This window comes from Cohnella xylanilytica, from assembly GCF_014212175.1.
Lineage (GTDB): Bacteria > Bacillota > Bacilli > Paenibacillales > Paenibacillaceae > Cohnella > Cohnella xylanilytica.
The window spans coordinates 70,102-93,325 of record NZ_JACJVR010000098.1 but is presented as its reverse complement, the minus strand read 5'-3'; the positions used below and the strand labels follow the sequence as shown (position 1 = coordinate 93,325).

17 protein-coding genes are annotated in these 23,224 nt (G+C 60.7%); 10 read left to right on the top strand and 7 right to left on the bottom strand.

From position 1 onward, the window contains the following. Positions 1-212 precede the first annotated feature (212 nt). A complete protein-coding gene (locus tag H7B90_RS25130) occupies positions 213-392 on the top strand; it encodes a hypothetical protein (RefSeq protein WP_185138647.1) in 180 nt (59 codons plus the stop codon). A 23-nt stretch (positions 393-415) separates the two neighbouring features. After that, a complete protein-coding gene (locus tag H7B90_RS25125) occupies positions 416-6,082 on the top strand; it encodes an invasin domain 3-containing protein (protein ID WP_185138646.1) in 5,667 nt (1,888 codons plus the stop codon). A gap of 103 nt (positions 6,083-6,185) precedes the next feature. On the opposite strand, the gene H7B90_RS25120 is transcribed toward H7B90_RS25125, so the two are convergent. The 6 genes from H7B90_RS25120 to H7B90_RS25095 form a co-directional block, all read right to left on the bottom strand. After that, positions 6,186-7,952 carry a sensor histidine kinase gene (locus H7B90_RS25120; protein WP_185138645.1) on the bottom strand — a complete coding sequence of 589 codons (1,767 nt, stop codon included), beginning with the start codon at positions 7,950-7,952 and terminating at the stop codon, positions 6,186-6,188. Positions 7,953-7,972: 20 nt separating this feature from the next. Then, complete coding sequence (locus H7B90_RS25115; RefSeq protein ID WP_185138644.1) at positions 7,973-8,791, bottom strand: response regulator transcription factor; 819 nt, start codon at positions 8,789-8,791, stop codon at positions 7,973-7,975. Positions 8,792-8,878: 87 nt separating this feature from the next. Continuing rightward, complete coding sequence (locus tag H7B90_RS25110; RefSeq protein ID WP_185138663.1) at positions 8,879-10,507, bottom strand: extracellular solute-binding protein; 1,629 nt, start codon at positions 10,505-10,507, stop codon at positions 8,879-8,881. Positions 10,508-10,543: 36 nt separating this feature from the next. Further along, positions 10,544-11,437 (bottom strand): carbohydrate ABC transporter permease, encoded by an 894-nt coding sequence (locus H7B90_RS25105; protein WP_185138643.1) that lies wholly within the window; start codon positions 11,435-11,437, stop codon positions 10,544-10,546. 25 nt (positions 11,438-11,462) lie between these two features. Beyond that, positions 11,463-12,323, bottom strand: a complete 861-nt coding sequence (locus tag H7B90_RS25100; RefSeq protein WP_185138662.1) for an ABC transporter permease — start codon at positions 12,321-12,323, stop codon at positions 11,463-11,465. Between the two features lie 118 nt (positions 12,324-12,441). After that, positions 12,442-13,584, bottom strand: a complete 1,143-nt coding sequence (locus H7B90_RS25095; protein ID WP_185138642.1) for a family 10 glycosylhydrolase — start codon at positions 13,582-13,584, stop codon at positions 12,442-12,444. 263 nt (positions 13,585-13,847) lie between these two features. Here H7B90_RS25095 and H7B90_RS25090 point away from each other — a divergent pair, with 263 nt between their 5' ends. From H7B90_RS25090 to H7B90_RS25055, 8 genes are all read left to right on the top strand, one after another. Further along, complete coding sequence (locus H7B90_RS25090) at positions 13,848-14,648, top strand: formate/nitrite transporter family protein (RefSeq protein ID WP_185138641.1); 801 nt, start codon at positions 13,848-13,850, stop codon at positions 14,646-14,648. Positions 14,649-14,751: 103 nt separating this feature from the next. Next, positions 14,752-15,666 (top strand): L-lactate dehydrogenase, encoded by a 915-nt coding sequence (locus tag H7B90_RS25085; RefSeq protein WP_185138640.1) that lies wholly within the window; start codon positions 14,752-14,754, stop codon positions 15,664-15,666. Between the two features lie 534 nt (positions 15,667-16,200). Continuing rightward, positions 16,201-17,151: a cell wall hydrolase gene (locus H7B90_RS25080; protein ID WP_185138639.1), complete on the top strand. Its 951-nt coding sequence runs from the start codon at positions 16,201-16,203 to the stop codon at positions 17,149-17,151. 686 nt (positions 17,152-17,837) lie between these two features. After that, entirely contained in the window at positions 17,838-19,592 is a 1,755-nt protein-coding gene (locus H7B90_RS25075; protein ID WP_185138638.1) for a methyl-accepting chemotaxis protein, read from the top strand. A 134-nt stretch (positions 19,593-19,726) separates the two neighbouring features. Further along, entirely contained in the window at positions 19,727-20,266 is a 540-nt protein-coding gene (locus H7B90_RS25070) for a sigma-70 family RNA polymerase sigma factor (protein ID WP_185138637.1), read from the top strand. Positions 20,267-20,271: 5 nt separating this feature from the next. Next, on the top strand, positions 20,272-21,336 hold the full coding sequence (locus H7B90_RS25065) for a DUF4179 domain-containing protein (protein ID WP_185138636.1): 1,065 nt from the start codon (positions 20,272-20,274) through the stop codon (positions 21,334-21,336). 85 nt (positions 21,337-21,421) lie between these two features. Continuing rightward, the gene (locus H7B90_RS25060) at positions 21,422-21,730 is read left to right on the top strand and encodes a DUF3817 domain-containing protein (RefSeq protein WP_185138635.1); all 309 of its coding nucleotides are present in this window, start codon (positions 21,422-21,424) and stop codon (positions 21,728-21,730) included. A gap of 105 nt (positions 21,731-21,835) precedes the next feature. Then, entirely contained in the window at positions 21,836-22,348 is a 513-nt protein-coding gene (locus H7B90_RS25055) for an acyl-CoA thioesterase (RefSeq protein ID WP_185138634.1), read from the top strand. A 73-nt stretch (positions 22,349-22,421) separates the two neighbouring features. On the opposite strand, the gene H7B90_RS25050 is transcribed toward H7B90_RS25055, so the two are convergent. Next, positions 22,422-23,210, bottom strand: a complete 789-nt coding sequence (locus tag H7B90_RS25050) for a PHP domain-containing protein (RefSeq protein ID WP_185138633.1) — start codon at positions 23,208-23,210, stop codon at positions 22,422-22,424. Between the last annotated feature and the right edge of the window lie 14 nt (positions 23,211-23,224).

Sequence of the window (23,224 nt, the reverse complement as noted above, 5' to 3'; positions counted from 1 at the left end):
TTATTGTAAGGGAAGTCGTTCGTCGGATACAGACAAAAAACGGCACCTCGATTAGGTAATTGGTCTCATTTTTCGCCAAGAGGGAGGCATGGAGGAGGATGCCGGCGTCGCGTCCTCAACAAATTACCCCTTTGTAGGTATGGAGCCGCGAAGGCTTTTTGTTTACTTTTGTTAACGTCATGAAATTATTCGGAGAGGCTGGCTGGAGTACGATGTATAACGGCTTTATCGGATTTATCAGCATTCTTATTCTCGGCGGCGTCATCTACGCCAAGCTATGGTGGGACGGTTCCGGAATGAGCTGGAAGTTCACCAAGTGGTATTCCCTTCTATTCCTTATCGCGGCGTTGGCCGTCGGGATCGGCATCTGGGTTACGGGGTCTGCCATTTGAACCCGGGGAGGAGGAGACGACTGGTGAAGGCCTTCTACGGAATTCGACGCGGGCTGGTGATGCTGCTCGCGCTTCTGCTGGTTATGGAGACGTTGCCGGTCGGGCACGCGAGGGCGGACGGCACGGCCGTCCTGGATCAGGCGCAGGAGAGCTATTACGGCAACGTGTGGGTTAATGCCGATACATCGCGCTATCAGACGTTTACCCCGGCGATTGCCGGGACTTTAAGCCGGATTGAGATTGCCGTGTTTGACAGCTTCGGCGCGCCCGGCGACATCAAAGTGTCGCTGTATAAGGAGAGCGATCAATCGACGGCGATCGCAACTGCTCAGGCGGCGATGCTTGGCCCCGGCTGGACGTCGGTCGACTTCGGCGGGAATGCGCCGTACTTAAAGAGAGGAACGATGTACCGGATGGTCGTCTCCACGCAGAACGGCGGTTCAAGCGGCATCGGATGGTATTTGAGCAGCAGCGACGTGTATGCCGGGGGTTTCTCCGCCGCTTTCGGCAGGGACTTCGCCTTCCGAACGTATATGGTTCGGGACGATTCCCTGTCGCTGACGGAGAGTGCGATAGCCAGTTCTTCGCCAAGCCTTGCGGCGGACGGAGCCAGCACCGCTACGGTTACGGTAACGGTGAAGGATGCGCAGGGCAACGTCATGACGGGGGGCGGGGCGACGGTCGTCATCGGCACGGATAAGGGAACGATCGGCCCGACGACCGACAACCATGACGGCACGTATACGGCGACGCTGAAGGCTCCGACGACGCTGGGCACCGCGACGGTGAGCGCGATGGTGAACGGGAGCGCTCTCGCATCGACGGCGAGCGTGGCGTTCGTGCCGGGACCGCCTTCGGCAGCGAAGAGTACGATCGAGACGGCCGATACCTCGCTGGCCGCGGACGGCGTCAGTACGACGTTGGTTACCGTGCGGCTGAAGGACGCGCAGGGGCATGCGTTGACGAGCGGCGGAGCGGCGGTCGTCATCGCAACGGACAAAGGCACGATCGGCCCGACGACGGACAACCACGACGGCACGTACACGGCGACGCTGAAGGCTCCGACTACGCTGGGAAGCGCGATCGTGAGTGCAAAGGTTGGAGGTACGGCGCTGACGTCGACGGCGAGCGTGACGTTCACGGTCGGTGCGCCATCGGTTGCGACGAGCACGATCGAGGCGGCTGACGCGGCGTTGGTCGCGGACGGCGTCAGTACGACGTTGGTCACTGTGCGGCTGAAGGATGCGCAGGGACATGCGTTGACTAGCGGTGGCGCATCGGTCGTCATCGCTGCGGATAAGGGTACGGTCGGTCCGACGGCGGATAAGGGCGACGGCACGTATACGGCGACGCTGAAGGCTCCGACTGCGTTGGGAAGCGCGATCGTGAGCGCAAAGGTAGGCGGTACGGCGCTGACGTCGACGGCGAGTGTGGCGTTCACGGTCGGCACGCCGTCGGTGACGACGAGCACGATTGAGACGGCTGACGCCGCGCTAGTCGCGGACGGCGTCAGTACGACGTTGGTCACTGTGCGGCTGAAGGATGCGCAGGGACATGCGTTGACTAGCGGTGGCGCATCGGTCGTCATCGCTGCGGATAAGGGTACGGTCGGTCCGACGGCGGATAAGGGCGACGGCACGTATACGGCGACGCTGAAGGCTCCGACTGCGTTGGGAAGCGCGATCGTGAGCGCAAAGGTAGGCGGTACGGCGCTGACGTCGACGGCGAGCGTGGCGTTCACGGTCGGCACGCCGTCGGTGACGACGAGCACGATTGAGACGGCTGACGCCGCGCTAGTCGCGGACGGCGTCAGTACGACGTTGGTCACTGTGCGGCTGAAGGATGCACAGGGTCATGCGTTGACAACGGGTGGTTCATCGGTCGTCATCAACGCGGATAAGGGCACGATCGGCCCGACGGCGGATAAGGGCGACGGCACGTATACGGCGACGCTGAAGGCACCAACGGAGCTGGGAAGCGCGATCGTGAGCGCAAAGGTAGGCGGCGTGGCGTTGACATCGACGGCGAGCGTGACGTTCACGGTCGGTTCGCCGTCGGCAATAACGAGCTCAATCGAAGCTGCCGACGCCGAGCTAACGGCGGACGGAACGAGCACGACGACGATCACTATCAAGCTGAAAGATGCGCAAGGCCACGACCTGACGGCGGGCGGCGCAACGGTCGTCATCGGCACAGACAAGGGCGCGATCGGGCCGACGACCGATAACCACGACGGCACGTATACAGCGACGCTGACGTCCCCAACGGAGCTGGGAAGCGCGATCGTGAGCGCAAAGGTAGGCGGCGTGGCGTTGACGTCGACGGCGAACGTGACATTCACGGTCGGTACGCCGTCGGTTGCGGCGAGCACGATCGAAGCGGCGGATTCCGAGCTAACGGCAGATGGAACGAGCACGACGACGATTACCGTCAAGCTGAAGGACGCGCAAGGCCACGACCTAACGGCAGGCGGAGCGAAGGTCGTCATCAGCACGGACAAGGGCACGATCAGCGTAACAACGGACAACCATGACGGCACGTATACGGCGACGCTGACGGCGCCCACCAATCTGGGCATCGCAACGGTGAGCGCCACGGTGGGTGGTACAGCTTTGACGTCGACGGCGAGTGTGACATTCACGGTCGGTGCGCCGTCGGTAACGACGAGCACAATCGAAGCAGCCGACGCCGAATTGACGGCGGACGGAACGAGCACGACGATGATCAGCGTCAAGCTGAAGGACGCGCAAGGCCACGACCTGACGGCAGGCGGCACGAAGGTCGTCATCAGCACGGACAAGGGTACGATCAGCGCAACGACGGACAACCATGACGGCACGTACACGGCGACGCTGACGGCTCCAACGGAGCTGGGCACCGCAACGATAAGCGCCACGGTAGGCGGCGCGGCCTTAGATTCCACGGCAAGCGTAACGTTCACGGCCGGCGCGCCGTCGGTAACGACGAGCACGATCGAAGCCGCCGACGCGGAACTGATGGCAGATGGAACGAGCACAACGACGATCACCGTCCAACTGAAGGATGCACAAGGCCATGACCTAAAGGCAGGCGGCGCGAAGGTCGTCATCAGCACGGACAAGGGCACGATCAGCGCAACGACCGACAACCATGACGGCACGTACACCGCGACGCTGACAGCTCCGACAACGATCGGGATCGCGAAGGTAAACGCTGCGGTTGACGGTATCGCGCTTACGGCGACGGCCGAAGTTCGCTTCGTCGCCGGCCTCCCGACCGAAGACGGCTCGATCGAAGCCGTCGACGCCGAGCTAACGGCGGACGGAACGAGCACGACGACAATTACCGTCAAACTGAAGGATGCGCAAGGCCACGACTTAACGACAGGCGGAGCGGCGGTCGCCATCAGTACGGACAAGGGGACGATCAGCACGACCGCCGATAACCAAGACGGCACGTACACGGCGACGCTGACGGCGCCTACAGAGCTAGGCACTGCGACAATAAGCGCGTCGGTTGGCGGCGCTAAGCTGAAGGCGACGACGGAGGTCCGGTTCGTTCCTGGTTCCCCCAGCTCCTCAAGCTCGACGGTGACGGCAAGCGATCTGGTCGTTCGGGCGGACGGCGTGAGCAAAGCGGAGATTGTCGTCACTCTTAAAGACGGCTACGAGCATGCGCTGCCGGGCCAACGGGTGAAGCTGCAAGCGCAGGGCGGAAGCTCGGTAACGGACCCCGAGTTCCAGCTCACGGACGAGAACGGCCGGGCCGTCTTCACGGCAACCGATGCGATAGCGGAGGAAGTGACGTTCGCCGCGATGGAGGAGACGAGCGCAACGGCGTTGGAGCAGACCGTTACGATCCGGTTCGCGTACGATGTGCCGCCGGTCATCGACTTCTCCATCGACCCGGCCGAGCCGACCTTCGGCGCCGTGACCGTAACCGTAGCGGCTTCGGTCTCCGGAGAGAGCAATCGCCTCTCCGCGCTGAAGTGGGCGCCGGGCAGCCAGTCGCTCGCCTTTTTCGAATCGGGGGGAACGGCCTTCGAAGACCGCTTCGTCGTAACGGCGAACGGGATCTACTCCGTCTATGCGGCGGACGCGGCCGGCAACGCCAACGTGCGGACGATCGAGATCGGCAATATCGTTCCTCTTAGCGGGGACGCGAATTTGAGCGGGTGGCAGCTAACGGGGACGGGCGGAACGATCGCATTCGAGTTCGATCCGGGGGCTGCGTCCCAGACGGCGAAGGTACGTCCTTCGATCCGAGGGTTGAAAATGCTCCTGACGACCGCGAACGATTACTCCGAAGTGTTCGTCAACGGGGAGCGGGTCGACGCCGGCGAATGGACCGGAGAGTATGCGCTGAAGACGGGTAAAAACAAGTTCGAGGTCGCGGTCCAAGCGCAGGACGGTACCTCCAAAACGTATCTGCTGACCGTCGTTCGCGCGCCGGCGGCCACGGGCGGTTCCTCTCCCGCAACCGAGAGTCCGCCTCCGGCCAACGATTCGTTCGTCATTACGATCAACGAACTGGGGGTATCCGGGACCGCCAAACGGAACGCCGGAGAAGGAGGCAGGACCACACTTGAAGTCCAGGCGGATACCGCTTCCTTGAAGAAGGCGCTCGAAGCGACGGCGGCAGGCGGAACGGGCGACTTCGGATTCTCGATCGGTGAAGCGGCGGACAGCATCGTCCTGACGCTGCCGGGCGAAGCCGTCGCGCTTCTCTCGGAGAAGGCGCGGGCGATCGTCTTGAACACCCGGGACGGCCAATACAAGCTGCCGCTGGAAGAGCTCGGCCGAATCGGCGGACAAGGCGCGCAGCTGGCGATCGAGATCGGCCGGGACGCGGCGACGGCCGGCTTGCGGGAGGCCGCCGATAAGGAGGGCATTCGGCTGTTGTCGAATCCGGTTCATTTCCGCGTTTTCTCCGGCACCGAAGAGATAACCGGGTTCAGCCGCTACGCGACGAGCCGGATCGATGCGGCGGCCGACGGGAATCCCGCCACGACGGTCATGATCTGGGACGAACGGCTGGGCATGCGTCCGGTTCCGACCGAGTTCGCCGAAGCGGGCGGGCGGAAGGTCGCCATCATCCGCAGCCTGGCGAACGGCGAATTCGTGCTCGTCGCGAAGCCGTCCGCGCTCGTCGACATACAAGGACATTGGGCCGCGGAGGAGATTCGCGATTTGAACGAGAGGATGATCGTTCAAGGCGCGGACGGCGGCCGGTTCGTCCCCGATGCCGAAGTCACGCGGGCGGAGCTTGCCGCTATGCTTGTCCGGGCGCTTGGATTGCCGCAAGGAGAAGCCGGGCAACCATCCTACGGCGACGTCGGCGAGTCGAGCTGGTATCGCGGCGCCGTGGCGGCCGCCGGCCGATACGGCGTCATGGGCGGGCTGAGGGACGGCACCTTCGCTCCCGAACGGGAGGTAACCCGGCAGGAAGCGGTCGTGGCCTTCGTTCGGGCGCTTAAGCTGGCGAATCCCGATTCGTTGGCCGGAGAGAGCGGGAAAAAGGTTAGCCTGTCGGCCTATGCCGACGGCGGCAAGGTAGAAGGCTGGGCGAGAGAGGCGTTCGGAATCGCCCTCGAAGCGGGGCTCGTGAACGGCTACGGGGGCGAATTGCTTCCGGACAAGCCGCTGACCCGCGCGGAGACGGCCGCCTTGCTCTACCGCCTGCTGCGTATAGCGGGATTCATAGACGGATAACCGTCGCGCGGAAGACGAGCCGAGAGGCTCGTCTATTTTTCTGTGCGCCCCCTTCGAACTTCGCGCGGTGTGAGCTGCATATGGCGAGTCCTTATCCTGAGGCCTAAGCCAAGAGCCGCGCCTTGCTTGTCGCCGGAATGCGAATCTCCACGCAGGTTCCGCCTCCGATCCGGCTCTCGATCGCGACCCCGTACGGGTCTCCGAAATACAGCTTGATCCGCTGCTCGACGTTGCGAATTCCATAACCCAGATACACCCCGTCGCTGGGCGTGAAGATCTGGGCGATCGTCTCCTCGCTCATCCCGGAGCCGTCGTCGAGGATGCGGAACACGATAAGGCCGTCCTCCATGGCGGCCCGGATCGTCACGCGAAGAGTCCCCTCTCCGCTCCAGGCGTGTTCGATGGCGTTCTCGACGAACGGCTGCAAAATCAGCTTGACCGTGTCATGGCTTAAGACCGACGGATCGACGTCGAAGTCGGCGGACAGCCGGTCCGTCAATTTGATCCGCTGGATCTCGATATAAGCCTTCACCTGCTCGAGCTCCTTCCCCACGGAGATCAGCGTCTCCCCGTTGTTGAGCGAATACCGATAGAACTTGGACAGCTCCATCACCATAAGCTTCAGCTTCTCCAGCTCCCCGAACTGGGCCAGCCGGCTGATGGAAGAGAGCGTGTTGTACAGGAAGTGGGGGTTGATCTGGGCCTGCAGCGATTCCAGCTCCAGCTCCTGCTTCTCGATTTTGCTCAGGTACGTCTCCTTGATCAGCCGGTTCATATGCTCGCCGAGCTGATTAAGCGCGGACGCGATATAGGCGAATTCGTCGCCGCCCCGGTACCGGATCCGCTTGTCGTATTCGCCCTCCTGGAACAGACGGAGCAGCGAGACGACCTTGCCGACGCGCTTCGAGAACACGCGGGAGATGAAGATGCTGGCAACGATACAGAAAGCGATGCTGACCAGGCTCACGAACACCGTCCAGTTCGCGAGCTTCTTCGCCTTTTTCTCGAGCGAATGAGTCGGGATGATCGCCGCCAGCTTCATGTTGATGCCCGGAATGTCCTGGGTGATGACGATCTTGTTCGGCGAAGGAGCGTCGGTCCAGGCCCGCTGGACGAAGCCTTCCTCCGAGGAGTACAGGATCCGGTTCTGGTTATCGATCGCGTAGACGATCGTGTCCGCGCCTAGCTTCCGGTAATCGAGACTTCGGAAGATTCCCGAGATCTTCGTCGTGATGCGGATGAAGCCGATCTGCTCGTGCGTGAACGGATCGCTCGAATCGACGAGCCGCCGCAGGAAGGAGATGTTGCCGTGCTCGCGGTCGTCGCCGATCTGCTGCCAGGACATCGTCAGGCCGAACTGCTCCTTGGGAAAATTCTTGTACCATTCCTCGTTCTCGATGCGGCGAATGTTGTACATCTCGAAGGAGTGCTTCTGCGAGACAAGCGGATCGATTCTCGAATCGGACTTCCCGTACACTTCGGGGAACGCCGGATTGTTCAGGTAGACGGTCAGCTGGATGTCTTGTCCGGTCGCGTTGATCGTGCTCTGAAACTTCGGAATCACGTACTTGACGGTGCTCTCGTAGCTCTCCCAGCCCATGTTGAAGTTCTGGATATCGCCCGCGAGAGTGTAATCGTTGTAGAGCAGATCGGAGATGCGGCGGATATCCTCCAGCTTGAAGGAGACGTTGTCCCCCACCTGGCGGAGCGTGTCGCTCATCGCGTCCCGGGTCTGCTCCTTCATGGAATTCATGTACGTGAAGTACGAGAATAAGCCGATCGCGAGGATCGGAACGAGACAGATCGCGATATACGAGATTAATAGTTTATAGCCGAAAGGAATATAGCGGCGGTTCCGTACGTCTTCCATCTGCCATTCCTGCCTTCCGATCAGCTTTGTCTTCTGAATTCGAGGGGGGACAGCCCGAAGCTGTCCTTGAACTGCTTGCTGAAGTAGTTCAAATTCCGGTAACCGACCCGGTCGGCGATCTCGTAGATCTTCAGGTTCGTGTCCCGGAGCAGCTCCTGCGCCTTCGTCAGCCGCGCCTGAATCACGTAATCGGTGAAGGAGATGCCCGTCTCCTCCCGGAACATGAGACCGAGATAGTTAGGGGTATAGGAAAAGGCGTTGGCGGCGTTCCGAAGCGTGATGACCTCTCCTAAGCGGGCGTGTATGTAGTCGATGATCTCCTGCGCGAGCTTCGAATTCTTCTTGGGCTTCCGATCCGAATCGGGGGGCCCGGGCTGCGGCTCGGACGGGGGAGGGACGGAATCCGGTTCGCCCCGCCGGCGAATGAGCTCCAGATAAGCCTGCTCCGTTCGCTTCCGCTCGCGCTCGTCGTCCAGCGACTCCTTCGCCTTCCCCAGCGCTTCGAACACTTCTTCATCGTTAACCGGCTTCAAAATATATGAGCAAGCGTTCAGGCTCAGAGCCTGCTTCGCGTAAGAGAAGTCTTCGTAGCCGCTGATGAACAGAATCCGCAGGCTCTTGTTCCTCTCCTGCGCCAGCTTCGCCAGCTCCAGCCCGGACATCCGGGGCATGCGAATGTCGGTCACGAGCACGTCCAGATCCGCTTCCGCGACGTACTTGGCGGCGGCCACCGCGCTGTTCATCGCGACGACCCGCATGTCCAGCCTCTCCCAGGGAATGAATCTCCGCAGCGCTTCCAAGTCCAGATCTTCGTCGTCCACCAGCAGCACATTGTACATTCGGATCCCCCTCCGTCTTCCGTCATAGGCAGAAAAGAGCATACTAGACACTAGTCTAGCATACTCTCTCCTGCCGTATGGATGGGTTTATTCGCCGCTCATTTTTTTCAGATTCGCCTGCCATCGGGCGGTCTCGTAATCGAGCAGCTTCTGGTAGCCGGCCTTGTTCGCCGCGGCTTCTCCGTCCGCGATGATCTTCTCGACCTCCGCGTCGCTGCCGGCATAGAGCGACTTGGCGATGACGCTCGTCTCGATGTCGGCGACCTTCTGCAGCGCTTTGCCTTCCGCGGTAGAAGAATCGGGCGCAAGGTTGGAGAATTGCGTCGTGTTGTAGGAGGTTTTCCAAGCGATCGTAAGCTGCGCTTCCGCGGCCCAGTCCCGCTGGTCCTCCGGAAGCTTCATGTTGTTGCTGGCCTTCGAGCCGTCGATGAAGCTCGTATTGCCGGCCCATTGGAAGCTGTCCGTGATCGCCATGAACTTCGTCCGTTCGTCCACGTCGGTCTTGAACTTCTCCGTCCAGTTCGGGGCTCCGTTCTCGTCCGTGCCCTGCCAGTACAGGCCTTCGGGCCCCCAGAAGATGACGCGCTCGCCTTCCTCCCCGGTCAGCCAGTCCAGGTAGGCGAAGATGCCTTCCGGATTGTCGGCCGCGGTCGTGATGACGTTGACGTTCCAGCCGATCGTGTCGTAGTTGTTCGGGTACACCTTGTTCGGGTCCACGCCCTCCTTGCGAAGCGGCCAGATCATCTCGTACCCGGCTTCGGGATCGCCCTTCTTCAGCTCGACCGTAGCCTGGCTGCCCAGATCCGAGGTGTCGTACGAGGCGTAGACGGCGACCTTGCCCGTATTCAGCTTCTCGACGACCTGGTCTCTCGTCTGCGTCAGCGCGTCCTGGGTGATGAGCTTCTCCCGGAACAGGGAGCTGGCGAACGTCAACGTCTCCTTGAAGGCCGGGTCGGAGAACAGGGAAGTCAGCTTGTCCCCGGACGGGACGAATCCGTAGGAGGTGTAGGCGCCCGTGCGGTCCTCTCCGAACCCGGAGAAGAGGATGCTGATGCCTTGGGTTCCGTAGCCGATGTCCAGCGGCACGATGTCCGGATACTTTTCCTTCACCTGCTTCAGATAACCGCGCAGATCCTCGAACGTCTCGAGCTTGGGGGAGCCGAGCTCCTTGTAGATCTTCTTATTGACCATATAGCCGCCGTTGCCCATCGGGGTCGACGTGTACCAGTTCGGGAACTGATAGAGCTTGCCGTCGTCGGAGCGGAGCATGTTCAGCGTCTCTTCGCCGGCGTACTTCTTCAGATTCGGATACTTGTCGAGATACGGATCGAGCGGAACGAGCTTCCCGGCTTGGCGCAGCTTCTCCACGAGCGGGCCGCGGTCCATGAAGAGGACGTCGGGGAGATCGTCGGAGGCGACCATCGTATTGAACTTCTGGACGGAAGCGCCTTGCGCCGGAACGGGGGTGACGGTAACCTTCTTGTTTTCCTTGATCCACTTGGTGGCGGGGTCCTCGCCCCAGGGCTGCATCGTGTACCAGTCGTAATTCCCATAGAAGGAAAAGGATAAAGGCGTCTCGCCGAACACGAAGGAGTCGTTCGCCGGGGAGGCGGAACCGTTCTCCTGCTTCTTGTCCGAACAGCCCGAGACGACGGCAGTAATTCCTAGCGTTAGGGCCAGCAGGCCGGAAGCGCGGCTTTTTTTCTTCCATAACATCGACATCCCTAGACACCCCTTCGATTCCCGATGTGATTATTCCTTAAGCGAGCCGACCATGACGCCCTTCACGAAGTACTTCTGCACGAAGGGGTAGACGAGAATGATCGGAATCGTGGCGACCATCATGGTCGCCATGGTCAGCGACTTGGTCGTGACCGAATGCGCTGAAGCCATGTGGCTCTGGGCGGCCGAGTTGGTCTGCATCATCTGCTCGGACATGATGTTTGAGCTGAGAATCTGCTGAAGCAGCGTCTGGATCGGGAGCAGCTTCGTGTCCGAGATGTACAGCGTCGCCGTGAACCAGTCGTTCCAATGGCCGACGGCCGTGAAGAGGGACAGCGTGGCGACGACCGGGCCCGAGATGGGCAGAACGATCCGGAACAGCGTCTGCCAATACCCGCACCCGTCGATACGGGCCGACTCTTCGAGGTTGTGGGGCAGCTGCTGGAAGAACGTCCGGAAGACGATCATGTTCCAGATGCTGACGAGGCTCGGGATCACCATGACCCAGAACGAGTTCATGAGGCCCAGCGAGCGAATCAGCATATAAGAGGGGATGAGCCCCCCGTCGAAGTACAAGGGAATGATGCAGAAAATCATGTAATACTTGCGTCCGACGAGCTCCTTCTTCGACATTCCGTAAGCGAAGACGGCGGTCGCCGCGATGGAGAGCGCCGTTCCGGCGACGGTCCGCAGAACGGAGACGAAGAAGGCTCGGAGCAGCCGGCTGTCCTGGAAGACGATCTCGTAATTGTCGAACGTGAAGTCCCTCGGCCAGAACGTGACGCCTCCAAGAGAGGTGTCCGAGCCGGTGTTGAAGGAGATGACGGCCGAGTTCCAGAAAGGGTAGAACGTGACGAACGCAAGCAGCGCCAGCAGCGCATAGATGACGACGGACGACATGCGTTCACCGTACGATAGTCTCATCGGGTTATCTCCGCCTTCGAATAAGTTACCATAAGCTGTTGCCGGACCTCCGGGCGAGCGCGTTCGCGACGGTCAGCAGGATGACGCTGACGACCGCCTTGAACAGGCCGACCGCGGCCGCGTAGGAGAACAGCGAATTTTTGATGCCGACCCGGTACACGTACGTGTCCAGAACATCGGAGACGTCGCGGACGATGTCCGATTGCAGCAGCAGAATGTCCTCGAACCCGGCGCTGAGCAGGTCCCCGATCGCGAGAATGAGGAAGATCGAGACGACCGGCATGATGCACGGAATCGTGATGGAGAAGATCTTCCGGAAGCGGCCGGCCCCGTCGATCGAAGCCGCCTCGTAGAGCTCCGGGTTGACTCCGGCGATCGCGGCGAGATAGACGATGGAGCCGAAGCCGATCCCCTTCCATAGGCCGGTCGCGATCAGGATGGCCCAGAAGTAATTCGGGATCGTCAGCCAGTTGACCGGTTCGTCGATCAGGTTCAGCTTCTCCAAGGCGATGTTCAAGCTGCCGTAATCGGCGGAGAGCATCGTGAGCACGAACCCGGACACGATGACCCACGACAGGAAGTGGGGCAGATAGCTGATCGTCTGAACGACCCGCTTGAAGATCGGAATTCTCACTTCGTTCAACATCAGAGCCAGTACGATCGGGGCCGGGAATCCGATCAGCAGCTTCAGGAAGCTGATGCCGAGCGTGTTGCGAATGACCGTCCCGAATTCGTCCGCATGGAGGAACTCCTTGAAGTTGTCCAGTCCGACCCACGGGCTCGAGGCGAAGCCTTGGAAGATGTCGTAATCCTTGAACGCGATCAGAATGCCGGACATGGGGATATAACTGAAGACGAAGATGAACATCAGGGCCGGTACCACCATCAATTGCAAATCCCATTGACGGATGATCGATTGTCTAGTCTTCACGCTGCGGCCCTCCTTGGGCGGCGCGTCCCGCGGGGCGAAGCCCGCCGCCGCGGAACGCGAAGAGTACTGTTCGTTACCAGTTTTTGCGGTTATCGATCTTCTTCAGGTCGTTGTCCGTCCACTTGCCGTAGAGGAAGAAGGCGAGATTCTGGACCTCGGCCTGCTGAGTACGGATGCCCGAGTAGATCTGATGATACTGCGCGTTGGTCCACCATACGTCGAGTCCGGGAATGATCTCCTTGTCGCCGACCTTGCTCCGGGTTTGGGCGAGAATCCCCGTTCCGTTATAGACCCAGGAGGGATCGAACCCCCAGTCGGCGAAGTAAGCCATAGGAGAGACGAAGTCGACATAATCTTTGAACTTCCCTGCATCCTGCCCGACTTCGGCGAATTCCGGGGGCAGAATGTAGACGCCGGTGAAGAGATCCGGAACGAGGCGATCGATGTCGTTCGCCACGTCCCTCACGTATTCGCCGATCCGGGTCGTCCGCCAGTCGTTCCACTGCCGCCTCTTGGCGTTGTCCGTCGCGAAGTCGATCGCGGCGGGGTCGTATCCGTAAGTGGCGCTGTACGCTTGTCTCGTATAATCGCTCAGATCCATGTTGTAATCGTCGAAGCGAAGCCAGTCCAATACGACTCCGTCGACATCGTAATTGGCCACGATCTCCCGGATGATCGAGCGTTCGTACGCCTGGACGTCCGGATGAAGGGGGTTCACGAAGTATTCGTTGCCGTTCGAGCCGGTGAACGGCGCGATCTGGCCGTCTTTTAAAGCCATCATTCTCCAGGCGGGGTCATGATCGAAGGCGGCTCTGTCATGGAACTGCGGAATCCAGGCCCGGACTTGGATGTCTCTCGCGTGAGCTTCAGCGATGACGTCGGCCAAGGCGTCGAACTGGGCATACCCGGGCGCGACCGGGGCGATCGAGCTGTCGTAGAACACGTAGCCGGAAGGGACCGCATCGTCCTCGTCTTCCTTGACGTTCAGATTGATGACGGAGACGTGGCGGTTCGCGGCGCTGTTCATGAACTTCACGACGTCCGAATGGTTCTTGAAGTTCTCGACCGTTCGGACGATCACTTCGGTCACGAACGCGCCGTCCGCCGCCTGGGCCGCATGCTGGCCCGGAATGCCGGCGGAGCTCGCCGCGATGACGGCGGCCAAGGCCAAGGCCAAGGCAAGTCTGGAGGAAGCTCTCCAAGTTCTCCTAACCATGTTCGGGAATCCTCACCCTCTCATCGATTTCGACCGGTCGATGCCTTAATCGTAAGCGTTCTCGCGGTTGAAAACCACAGCAATAACCAACAAAAAGTGCAAGAAATCAACGATGATGACAGTTAAAGTGACATGCCGGATCGCCGGCCGATGTGAGGAACTTCTCGCGCGAATTCGCGCGGTGTGACTTCCATCACAGCTAGAGACGGCTGCGATCGATAGTATCTTCTTCAAGAAGCTTAATGGTGAAGGAGGGGAGTCCGATGGAAGTCGCCGCGCTCGAGAAGGTCGAACAGCTGGCTCTGAAGAAGATCAAAGTCTTCAAGCAGAGCCGACTCCGGTATATCGCGCGTTCCGCCTTGGCGAGCATGTTCATCGGCTTCGGCGTCATCGTGGCGTTCAAGACCGGCAGCTTCTTCTACGGCGAGCATTCTCCGCTCACGTACCCGATGGCGGCGCTGACGTTCGGGGCGGCCATTATCCTTATCTCTTACGGGGGAGGGGATCTGTTCACGGGCAACACCTTCTATTACACCTACGCCGCCCTGCGCGGCAAGGTCCGATGGCCGACCGTGCTGAAGCTGTGGCTCTACACGTATGCGGGCAATCTGATCGGGGCGGCTTTTTTCGCCTTCCTGATCTTCACCACCGGGCTGTTCTCCGAATCGTCCGTGAACGGGTTCCTGCTCAGCGTCGTGGATAAGAAGATGAACCTGCCGACGATGGAGCTGTTTTTCCGCGCGCTGCTCTGCAACTGGCTCGTCTGCCTCGCCTTCTTCATCCCGCTCTCGCTGAAGGGAGACGGCGCCAAGATGTTCGCGATGATCCTGTTCGTGTTCTGCTTCTTCATCTCCGGCTACGAGCACAGCATCGCCAACATGTGCACGTTCGCGATCGCGCTGGTGCTGCACCATCCCGGGACGATCTCCTTGGGCGGTGTGCTTCACAATCTCGTGCCGGTTACGTTGGGCAATATCATCGGCGGTGCGGTGTTGATGGGATTTATGTATGATTATGTAAACAAGCCCTACCTGGAAGAACAGGAACTGGAACAGGAACCTTAACAGGAACCGGAACAGGAACAAGAACTGGAACTGGAACTGGAATTGGAATTGGAATTGGAATTGGAACGCCACCCATCCCATCCCCATACGGAGGTTGAAGAGAATGAGTAAAACGAAGATCGTCATTATCGGAGTCGGAGCCGTCGGAGCGACGACCGCCTACACGCTGCTGCTGAGAGAGCGCGCGGACGAGCTGGTGCTGATCGACGCCAACCAGGGCAAGGCGAAGGGCGACGCCATCGACATGAACCACGGCCTTCCCTTCCTCGGGAAGACGAAGGTATGGGCGGGCGATTACGAGGATTGCCGCGGCGCGAACATCATCGTCATTACGGCGGGAGCGGCGCAGAAGCCGGGCGAATCGCGGATCGATCTGCTGAAGCGGAACGCGGCCATCTTCGAGAGCATCGTCGGCGAAGTGCTGAAGGTCAATCAGGACGGCATTCTGCTGATCGCGTCGAACCCGGTGGACATCATGAGCTACCTCACTTGGAGAAAATCGGACTGGCCCGCGAGCCGCATCGTCGGCTCGGGCACGCTGCTCGACAGCGCGCGCTTCCGCTATCTCATCGGCGAAGAGCTGGGCATCGATCCGCGAAGCGTGCACGCCCACATTATCGGCGAGCACGGGGATTCGGAGCTGCCGGTATGGAGCCTCGCCAACGTGGCGGGAACGCGCATCGCCTTCGACGAAGAGCAGAAGGCGCGCATCTTCGAGAGCACGAGGGATGCGGCGTACGAGATCATCGCGGCCAAGGGCGCGACCTACTACGCGATCGCGCTGGCGCTCGACCGGATCTGCACCGCGATCCTGCGCGACGAGGGCGCCGTGCTGAACGTCTCGACGCTGCTCGACGATTATCACGGCGTATCGGACGTGTACCTCGGCGTGCCGTGCGTCGTCGACCGGACCGGCGTCCGCGAGGTGCTGAAGCTCGAGATCTCGGATTCCGAGCGGGAGCTGCTGCACCGTTCGGCCGAGAAGCTGAAGGGGCTCATTCAATCGCTCGAGGCTTAGCGCGCGTTGTTGGGGGCGCGTGCTTGGACGACTTCTTTTCCGCAATCTCGCGGGGGAAGTCGTCTTTTTTTCTGCTAAAGATCATCTCGCTAACAGACTTTTTGGGATATGAGGAGGGGGAAGTCTCGTTCATGGTTGCCATCGGAATCGGCAATCGAATCCGGAGTCACAGGGTTCCGGTCCAGAGGCCCTGTTCTGTAACGAACTCAGAAGACGCTATTTCGCGTCAAAAGCTCATTTTGAAACTCTAACGAACTCCAGCGATCTTATTTAGGTCCATCGAGGGTAAAAACGGGCTTCCAGCACGAAATAGCGTCTATACGATTCGTTAGAACCGAAAATCCACGATTTTCCGCAAAATAGCGTCTCCTCGATTCGTTAGCCGCCTCCCCCAACCGAAACAGGAACCATGAGGCGATTCCCGGATTCGTTCCCTCCCCTTCGATGAAAAAACGTTAATTTTTAAAATTTTCCTCTAACCAGCATGTATAATAGCGGACAGTAGGACGTTATGACTATCTTCCGTCAAAGGGGATGAACGGCATCAAGCAGTGGATTCGAATGGCCGCATTGACTCTCGCGTTGCTGGCGGCGGCGGGCGCAGGCTCGGCGTTCGCGGGTACGAACGGCGGCGGACTGTATATAGAAGATCAGAAGTCGGACTTGGGCCGACAATTGTGGCTTGCGGACGGGATGACATACGCTCCGGTCAAGGAGCTCGCGGAAGAGTTGGGCTGGACGCTGTCCTATGACGCCGACTCGGGCAAGATCGCCGTGAGCGACGAGTGGGGCGACAAGCTCGCGTTCCGGCCCGGACAATCGGTCATAACGTATAACGGCGAGATGTACGATATTCCGCAGGCGGTCAAAGTCCGGGATGGGAACGCTTACCTGCCTCTGCGCCTTCTGGCCGAGTCCATGCACGCCAGCGTGGGCTGGCAGAACGAGGAGCAAGCCTCCGTCGTCCGGCCCGTGGAGCCCTATGTCGTCCAGAGCGGCGACACGCTGGCCGGCATCGCGCAGGCCTATGGCACGACGGTTAAGGCGCTCATGGCTCGCAACGGGCTGGAGAGCCAGAAGGTCGAAGAGGGGCGGAAGCTGAAGGTAATCGTGCCAGAGTTCCTGGACCCGACCACCGCCGATCTGGCGCTGCTCGCCAAGATCATTCAGGTGGAAGCCGGCTACGAGCCGTATGAAGGCAAGCTCGCTATCGCCAATGTCGTCTTGAACCGCGTCAACAGCGGCAAGTTCCCCGATACGGTGCGGGGCGTCATCTACGCGGCGGGTCAGTTCCCTCCGGCGCTGAACGGGGACCTGCTGACGGAGACGGCGTCCGCCGAGTGCATCCAGGCGGCCCGGGCCGCTCTGGACGGCGAGAATAACGTGCCGGGCGCGCTGTATTTCTTCAACCCGAAGATGGAGCCGGCCAAGGCGAAGAAGGCCAAAGCCGTCAAGACGATCGGCCACCACATGTTCACGAAGTAATCGAATAGGCGAAGGCAGTGGAGTGAAGCATCGTGCGATATAGTACCGGAACGCGAAGAATCGTTTGTCCTTGTTGCCAGAATGACACTTTTGACAAAGACTATAGGCAATTAAATACAAGCGGCCTTTCCTTTTTCGGACTGGACTGGGCGAACAAAAGCGCGACCATCCTTGTGTGCAAAGAGTGTACCCATATATCTTGGTTTATGAAGGAACCGATGGCGATTAAAAACGATTAGGGCTGTTGACTATTAACTGAATCGGAGACCTCCGCGGAGGAGAGGCGCTGCAGCCCTGCTGCAGCCCTCTCCTTTTTTGCGTTTTACTTTCCGTTAGAGTTGGCGTTAACGCGTCTTAATCCAAAGTGGAACGCGATGGAATGACCGAGAAGAGGATGATCCCCTCCACGATAGAGTATAAGTCTCGGTCTGAATGAGATGAAGATTGCTGCGAGGCCTACCGTTCACGGGCGATCTCCTTCATCGCGTATCGCCATTCGTCGGCATCGCGTGCCCACTTCCAATCATCGGAGGACCCCAACCGCCTCGATTTGTTCAAAACTAGGAAAACATCCGGCAGGAAAACGTTAACAGTCTGTCGAATTTTGTAGACTTCATAGGAAATTCGAAGCACCCTATTGCACGCCGTTCCCAGAACCGTCACCCCAAAAAAGGAGAAAGAACTTCATGTCGCGATTCGGAAGCCGCTTGGCTTGGAAGCTGTCCACGATGATTTTGGCCCTGCTCCTCATTCTGTCTACCGTCCTGATATATATGCAGATCCGGAACACGAAGCAAGCCAGCCAGGAGGCAATCGGCAGCTTCAGCATGCGCCTGGCCGAGTCGTATGCCGGGCAATTCGACCTGAAGCCGTACGAGCAGTTCCTCGCGGACCCTCAAGAGACGGATCTGTACTGGAGCCTTCGCGAAGAGCTGAACCGGTACCGGGAACGGATCGGCGCCATGTACGTCTACACCGTGAAGATCGACGACAAGGGCGAGCCTATCCTTCTGATCGACGGCCAGCCCCGCGATTCGGATTCCGCCTCCCCGATCGGCGAGGTGACGGATATGCCGAAGGAGGCGGTCGAGGCCGTCCTGAAGGGACAATCCGCCAAGTCCGGCATCATCCGCAACCCGGAGTACGGCGATTATATCTCCTCCTACGCCCCGCTGCGCCGAGCGGACGGGACGGTGATCGGGGTGCTGGGCATCGATACCGGGGCGTCCGTGGCCAGCACGATTTTCCGTGACGTCATGTCCGCCAGCGTCCCGGCGTTCGTCGCCATGGGAGCGCTGACCCTGCTCGTGTTCCTGCTCATCGCCTGGTTCCTGTCCCGCGCCCTGCGTCCTCTCGGCACGGTCGTCCGCGGAGCGGAGGCCATCGCCCGAGGCGATCTGGCGGAGGCCAAATCCCGCCTCGGCGCCCGGAAGGTCCGCTCGAAGGACGAGATCGGGCAAGCGTACGCGGCGATGGACAAGATGATCGAACGTCTCGGCGTCACGCTCGGGGACGTCGTCCGGGACATGACGGCGACGACGAAGAGCCTCGTCGAATCGACCGAACGGTTCCGCTCCGAGACGGGCCGGATGGTCGGCTCGACCGAGCGGCTGGAGCACGCGGCGGCGGGATTGGCCGAAGGGGCCGAGCATCAGCGGACCGGGGCCGAGGAGAGCGCCAAGTCGATGGAAGAGATCACGGCGGCGATCCAGCGCGTCGCCGAAGCTTCGGCCAGCGTCTCGGGCGCTTCCGGCGAAGCGCTGGAGACGGCGGAGCGGGGAAGAAGCTCCATCGGATGGCTCCGGGAGCAGGTGGATCATATCGCGGGCGCCGCGAAGGAGACGACGGAATCGGTGCGGGTGCTAGGAGGCTACATGGAGGAGATCGAGCCGGCTCTCCAAGCGATTACGAGCATCGCGGACCAGACCAAGCTGCTCGCGCTCAACGCTTCTATCGAAGCCGCGCGGGCGGGCGAGCACGGAGCCGGCTTCGCCATCGTCGCCGGCGAAGTGCGCAAGCTGGCCGAAGCCTCGGCCGAATCGGTCGAGCGGGTCGCTTCGCTTCTGGAGCATATCCGGCAGGAATCGGCCCGGATCGGCGAGCGAATGGAGAAGGAGAGCGAGGAGATGGCGCGGGGAACGGAGCTGTCGAGCGAAGCGGAAGCCTTGTTCGGCCGCACGGTGGACAGGTTCGAGCTCGTGAACGGCCAGATCCGGGAGATCTCCGCCGCGGCGGAACAGATTCTGGCCGGCTCCGAGGAGGTGGCCGCGTCGGTCGAGCAGATCGCTCAGATCTCGGCCGCGTCCGCGGACCACACCGCCTCGATCCGGGAGATGTCCGCCCGCCAGCTGGAAGCGGCGAAGCTTATCGCCGAAGCGACGGAGCGGTTGGCGGAGAGAAGCTCCGGCCTGGAGGCGGCGGTGGCCAAGTTCAAGCTGTAAGGAACGACGAAGAGAGAGCCGTCCGGCCGGCGGGCGGCGGCTCTCTTTTTTTGTCCCATCCGATAGATTGTCGCCCTTGGATTCGTATTAACTTATAGGTTCGAACCGGCAACGAGTTAGGAGGGCGGCCGTCCGTGGTCATAACGGAACACAATGTCGCAGATCAGATCCGAGCCCGCAACGAGAAGGCCATCGCCTTCCTCATCGAGACGTACGGAGGGCTGCTGTCGGCCATCATTCGCCGCCACGTTCCCGACGACGAGCGGGAGGTCGAGGAATGCCTGGACGACGTGCTGCTCGCCGTCTGGCAGCATATCGACGAGTTCGACGGCAGCCGCACCTCGCTGAAGCAGTGGATGGCGGCCATCGCCAAGTATCGGGCCATCGACTATCGGCGGAGGATAATCAAGAACCGGCAGCGATTCGTCCGGGCGGACATCACCGACGAGCTGTACGGGAAGCCGCCGCCGGCATCGTCCGAACGGGACTTGGAGGAAGTGTTGGCGCACCTCTCGCCCGAGGAGAGGAGCCTGTTCGAGAAGTACTATCTGGAGGGCGTTCCGTCCCGCGAGATGGCGGAGCGGATGAACGTCAAGGAGTCTTGGATCCATAACAAGCTCTCGCGCGGGCGCAAGAAGTTAAGGAAGATGTTTATCCCGGAAAACGAGGTGTAAAACCGATGTCCTTCTACCAGGAATTGAACGACCTGAAGCTTGACCTCTCCGAATACGGCGAAGAGCCGCTTACGGAAGGGGAACGCCAACGCTGGAACAAGCGCGTGCTTCGGAAGCTCCCCCGCCGCCGCGCTGGCAGCCGCGCCCGCATCCGGCTTGGAATCGCCGCCGCCGCCGTCGCGGCCGTCCTGACGCTGGGGCTGGCGATGCCGTTCGGCCAGGCGACTCTCGCCCGGATCCCCTTCGTGGCCGGTCTGATCGAGCGCTATATGAACGGGGAGAACCCTCCTGATTATTCGCCCTATAAGACGGCCGTCGGCGAGACGGCCGAGAACGCCTTCGGCAAGCTCACCTTGAACGAAGTGCTCGTCGAAGCCGACCGGCTGCTTATCGGCTCGACCTTCGAGCCGGCCCCGGGCGTCCGCTTCAATTACCGAACCCATCTGACGCCGCGCGTGCTCGTCAACGGGGAAGACCTTCAACTGACGAGAGGTTCGCAATCGGTGAAGGAGAGCGACGGCCGGTATACGATCTACGGAGACGTCCAATTCCGCGACCTGCCCGGCGAAGGGCCGCTGAAGCTTCGAATTGCGTACGATACTCTCAGCACGCCGTCGCACAAGACGATCGCGATCGAAGAGCCATGGGTATTCGAGGTGGAGGTATCGACCGATTCGATCGCGCGGGATACGAGAACGATCGAGCTGAACCGAACGATCGAGCTCGAGAACGGGGAACGGGTGACGCTCCTGCGGGCGATCGTCTCGCCCGTGTCCACGCTGGTGTCCTTCGACGCGACGAAGGCCTCCGATTCGATCGGCTTCAAGCTGGTCTCCGCCGGCGGAGAGGAGATTCCGTATCGGGAAGCTCACGTGTTCGATGAGGGCGATGAGCTCTCGTACGTCCGGTTCGGGCCGATCGACGCGGAGGCGAAGAAGTACTCGCTCGTTCCGATCCGGACGCTGGAGCGCGATAAGGCGATAGGTCCCGCCGTGCCCGTCGAGCCCGTTAAGCCCGCCGCGCCCCTCGAGTTCGGCAAGCCCCTCGAGCCAAACGAGGCAATCGGGTAACCGATCGTCGCCGGCGAACGGGAACGGCTCGTCCCCCTGTTCCGTATAAGATAAGGGCTTAGATGAACAGGGGGAGGATTCGTCCATGAGAGCCGGAACGGCTTCCGTATTTCGCGTCGTTAGTTATTTAGAGGGTTTATCGTTTCTCGTCCTGCTGCTGATCGCCATGCCGCTCAAGTACGCGGCGGACATGCCCGAAGCGGTCGCCATAGTCGGAATGGCGCACGGCGTGCTGTTCGCGTTATTCCTGGCCGGCGTCGCGGTCATGGCCGTCCTGTTCCGCTGGAGGCTCGCGCGCATCGCCGGCGCCGTGGCGGCGGCCTTCCTTCCGTTCGGCCCGTTCGTTCTGGAGCGGCGAATCCGGAAGGACGGGAAGGAAGGGGAGGAAGGGTAGGAAGGGAACGAAGGCTAGTCCGACGCCGCTTCGCCCAACGGACATAAAAAAACGCCTCCCCGGGTAAAATTCTCCAAGAAGAACCGAGAGAGAGCGTGAACCCGATTGGAGAGCAAACGCGTGACGGAGACCCGCTGCTTCAAGGTGGCGAGAGTGTTCCCGACGGACGTAAACAACCATAATACGTTGTTCGGCGGCAGGCTGATGTCCCACATCGACGACATCGCGTCCATCTCCGCCTCGAAGCTGTGCCGCGTGACGGCCGTCACGGCCTCGACGGACTCGGTCGACTTCCTGCACCCGATTCGGCCGACGGATTCGGTGTCGCTCGAATCGTTCGTGTCGTGGACGGGCACGAGATCGATGGAAGTGTTCGTCAAGGTGATCCGCGAGGACCTGCGCACCGGGGAGAGACGGATCGCCGCGACGTCGTTCCTCACCTTCGTCGGCTTGGGCGAAGACAACAAGCCGATTCCGGTGCCGCGGGTCATCCCCGAGACGGAAGAAGAGAAGAAGCTGTTCGAGACGGCGGCTCACCGCAAGGAGATGCGGCGAATCCGGCGGGAAGAGAGCAAGAAGTTCGCGGATTATCTGCTGACGAAGTACCCGTGGGAGTAATCGGGCGACAACGGGAAGAGTCCCGGCTGCCGGAAGAGGCGGTCGGGACTCTGCTCTTTTCCTATAGGGGTTGTTACATGGCCCCCGCTGCCGCCGCCGTCTCGGCTTCGAACCGGGCGAGCTTCTTCAGCAGCTTCTTGAGCATGACGGACGCCTTGACCTTGATCGGCAGCTCGTCGGAGATCCGAATCCGGTACGCTCCCCGCCGAATCGCCTCCTTCAGCTCGGCGACGCTGCCGCAATCCGCGTCCAGCTCGTTGTACACGCTGCCGTATTGCAGGCATTGGTGCGTGTCGCTGCCCGCCGTCACCGGCTTGCCGAGCCTCGCGGCCAAGCCTTCCACCCGCTCCCGGTTCGCCTCGCGGCCGTATTCGTACAGGTCCTTGGCGTTCAGATCGAAGGCGTCGAGGCGGGACAGCTGGGCGTCGGACAGGTGATGGAGCGGGGTGCTCTCCCGGAACGGGTGGGCTCCGATTTTCAGAAGCGGCAGCGAATCGGCCAGATCCATCAGCTCGTCGAAAAGAATAAAGGAATCCTTGTCCGCATACCCGTCCAAGCGGCGGCGGGCTTCCAGAACCGTCTCCCTTCTTCCGATCAGCAGAATGTGGCCGGTCTCCCGAATATCCACTTCCATGCCCGGGAAGATTTTAAGCCCGTTCGCTTCGTAATAATCCCCGTTGTAAGGGAACATCCGATCCAGATTGTCGTACACCTCGTAGAAATTGCGAGTATTGAAATGCTCGGTCAACGCCAGCGCGTCGAGCCCGCTCTCCAGCGCCTCCCCGATCATCTCTTCGTAATAGGCCGCCGAGAAATCCGACGCCTTGGACAGCTTCGCATGGGTGTGCAGGTCGATCTTCATGGGAACACTCCTTG

What these genes read in the sequence shown, in the direction of transcription:
- H7B90_RS25095 (WP_185138642.1), bottom strand. Translation starts at nt 13,584, where the DNA reads ATGGTTAGGAGAACTTGGAGAGCTTCCTCCAGACTTGCCTTGGCCTTG.
- H7B90_RS25060 (WP_185138635.1), top strand. Translation starts at nt 21,422, where the DNA reads ATGAGAGCCGGAACGGCTTCCGTATTTCGCGTCGTTAGTTATTTAGAG.
- H7B90_RS25080 (WP_185138639.1), top strand. Translation starts at nt 16,201, where the DNA reads ATGAACGGCATCAAGCAGTGGATTCGAATGGCCGCATTGACTCTCGCG.
- H7B90_RS25130 (WP_185138647.1), top strand. Translation starts at nt 213, where the DNA reads ATGTATAACGGCTTTATCGGATTTATCAGCATTCTTATTCTCGGCGGC.
- H7B90_RS25085 (WP_185138640.1), top strand. Translation starts at nt 14,752, where the DNA reads ATGAGTAAAACGAAGATCGTCATTATCGGAGTCGGAGCCGTCGGAGCG.
- H7B90_RS25065 (WP_185138636.1), top strand. Translation starts at nt 20,272, where the DNA reads ATGTCCTTCTACCAGGAATTGAACGACCTGAAGCTTGACCTCTCCGAA.
- H7B90_RS25100 (WP_185138662.1), bottom strand. Translation starts at nt 12,323, where the DNA reads ATGGTGGTACCGGCCCTGATGTTCATCTTCGTCTTCAGTTATATCCCC.
- H7B90_RS25075 (WP_185138638.1), top strand. Translation starts at nt 17,838, where the DNA reads ATGTCGCGATTCGGAAGCCGCTTGGCTTGGAAGCTGTCCACGATGATT.
- H7B90_RS25120 (WP_185138645.1), bottom strand. Translation starts at nt 7,952, where the DNA reads ATGGAAGACGTACGGAACCGCCGCTATATTCCTTTCGGCTATAAACTA.
- H7B90_RS25090 (WP_185138641.1), top strand. Translation starts at nt 13,848, where the DNA reads ATGGAAGTCGCCGCGCTCGAGAAGGTCGAACAGCTGGCTCTGAAGAAG.
- H7B90_RS25105 (WP_185138643.1), bottom strand. Translation starts at nt 11,437, where the DNA reads ATGAGACTATCGTACGGTGAACGCATGTCGTCCGTCGTCATCTATGCG.
- H7B90_RS25110 (WP_185138663.1), bottom strand. Translation starts at nt 10,507, where the DNA reads ATGTTATGGAAGAAAAAAAGCCGCGCTTCCGGCCTGCTGGCCCTAACG.
- H7B90_RS25050 (WP_185138633.1), bottom strand. Translation starts at nt 23,210, where the DNA reads ATGAAGATCGACCTGCACACCCATGCGAAGCTGTCCAAGGCGTCGGAT.
- H7B90_RS25115 (WP_185138644.1), bottom strand. Translation starts at nt 8,791, where the DNA reads ATGTACAATGTGCTGCTGGTGGACGACGAAGATCTGGACTTGGAAGCG.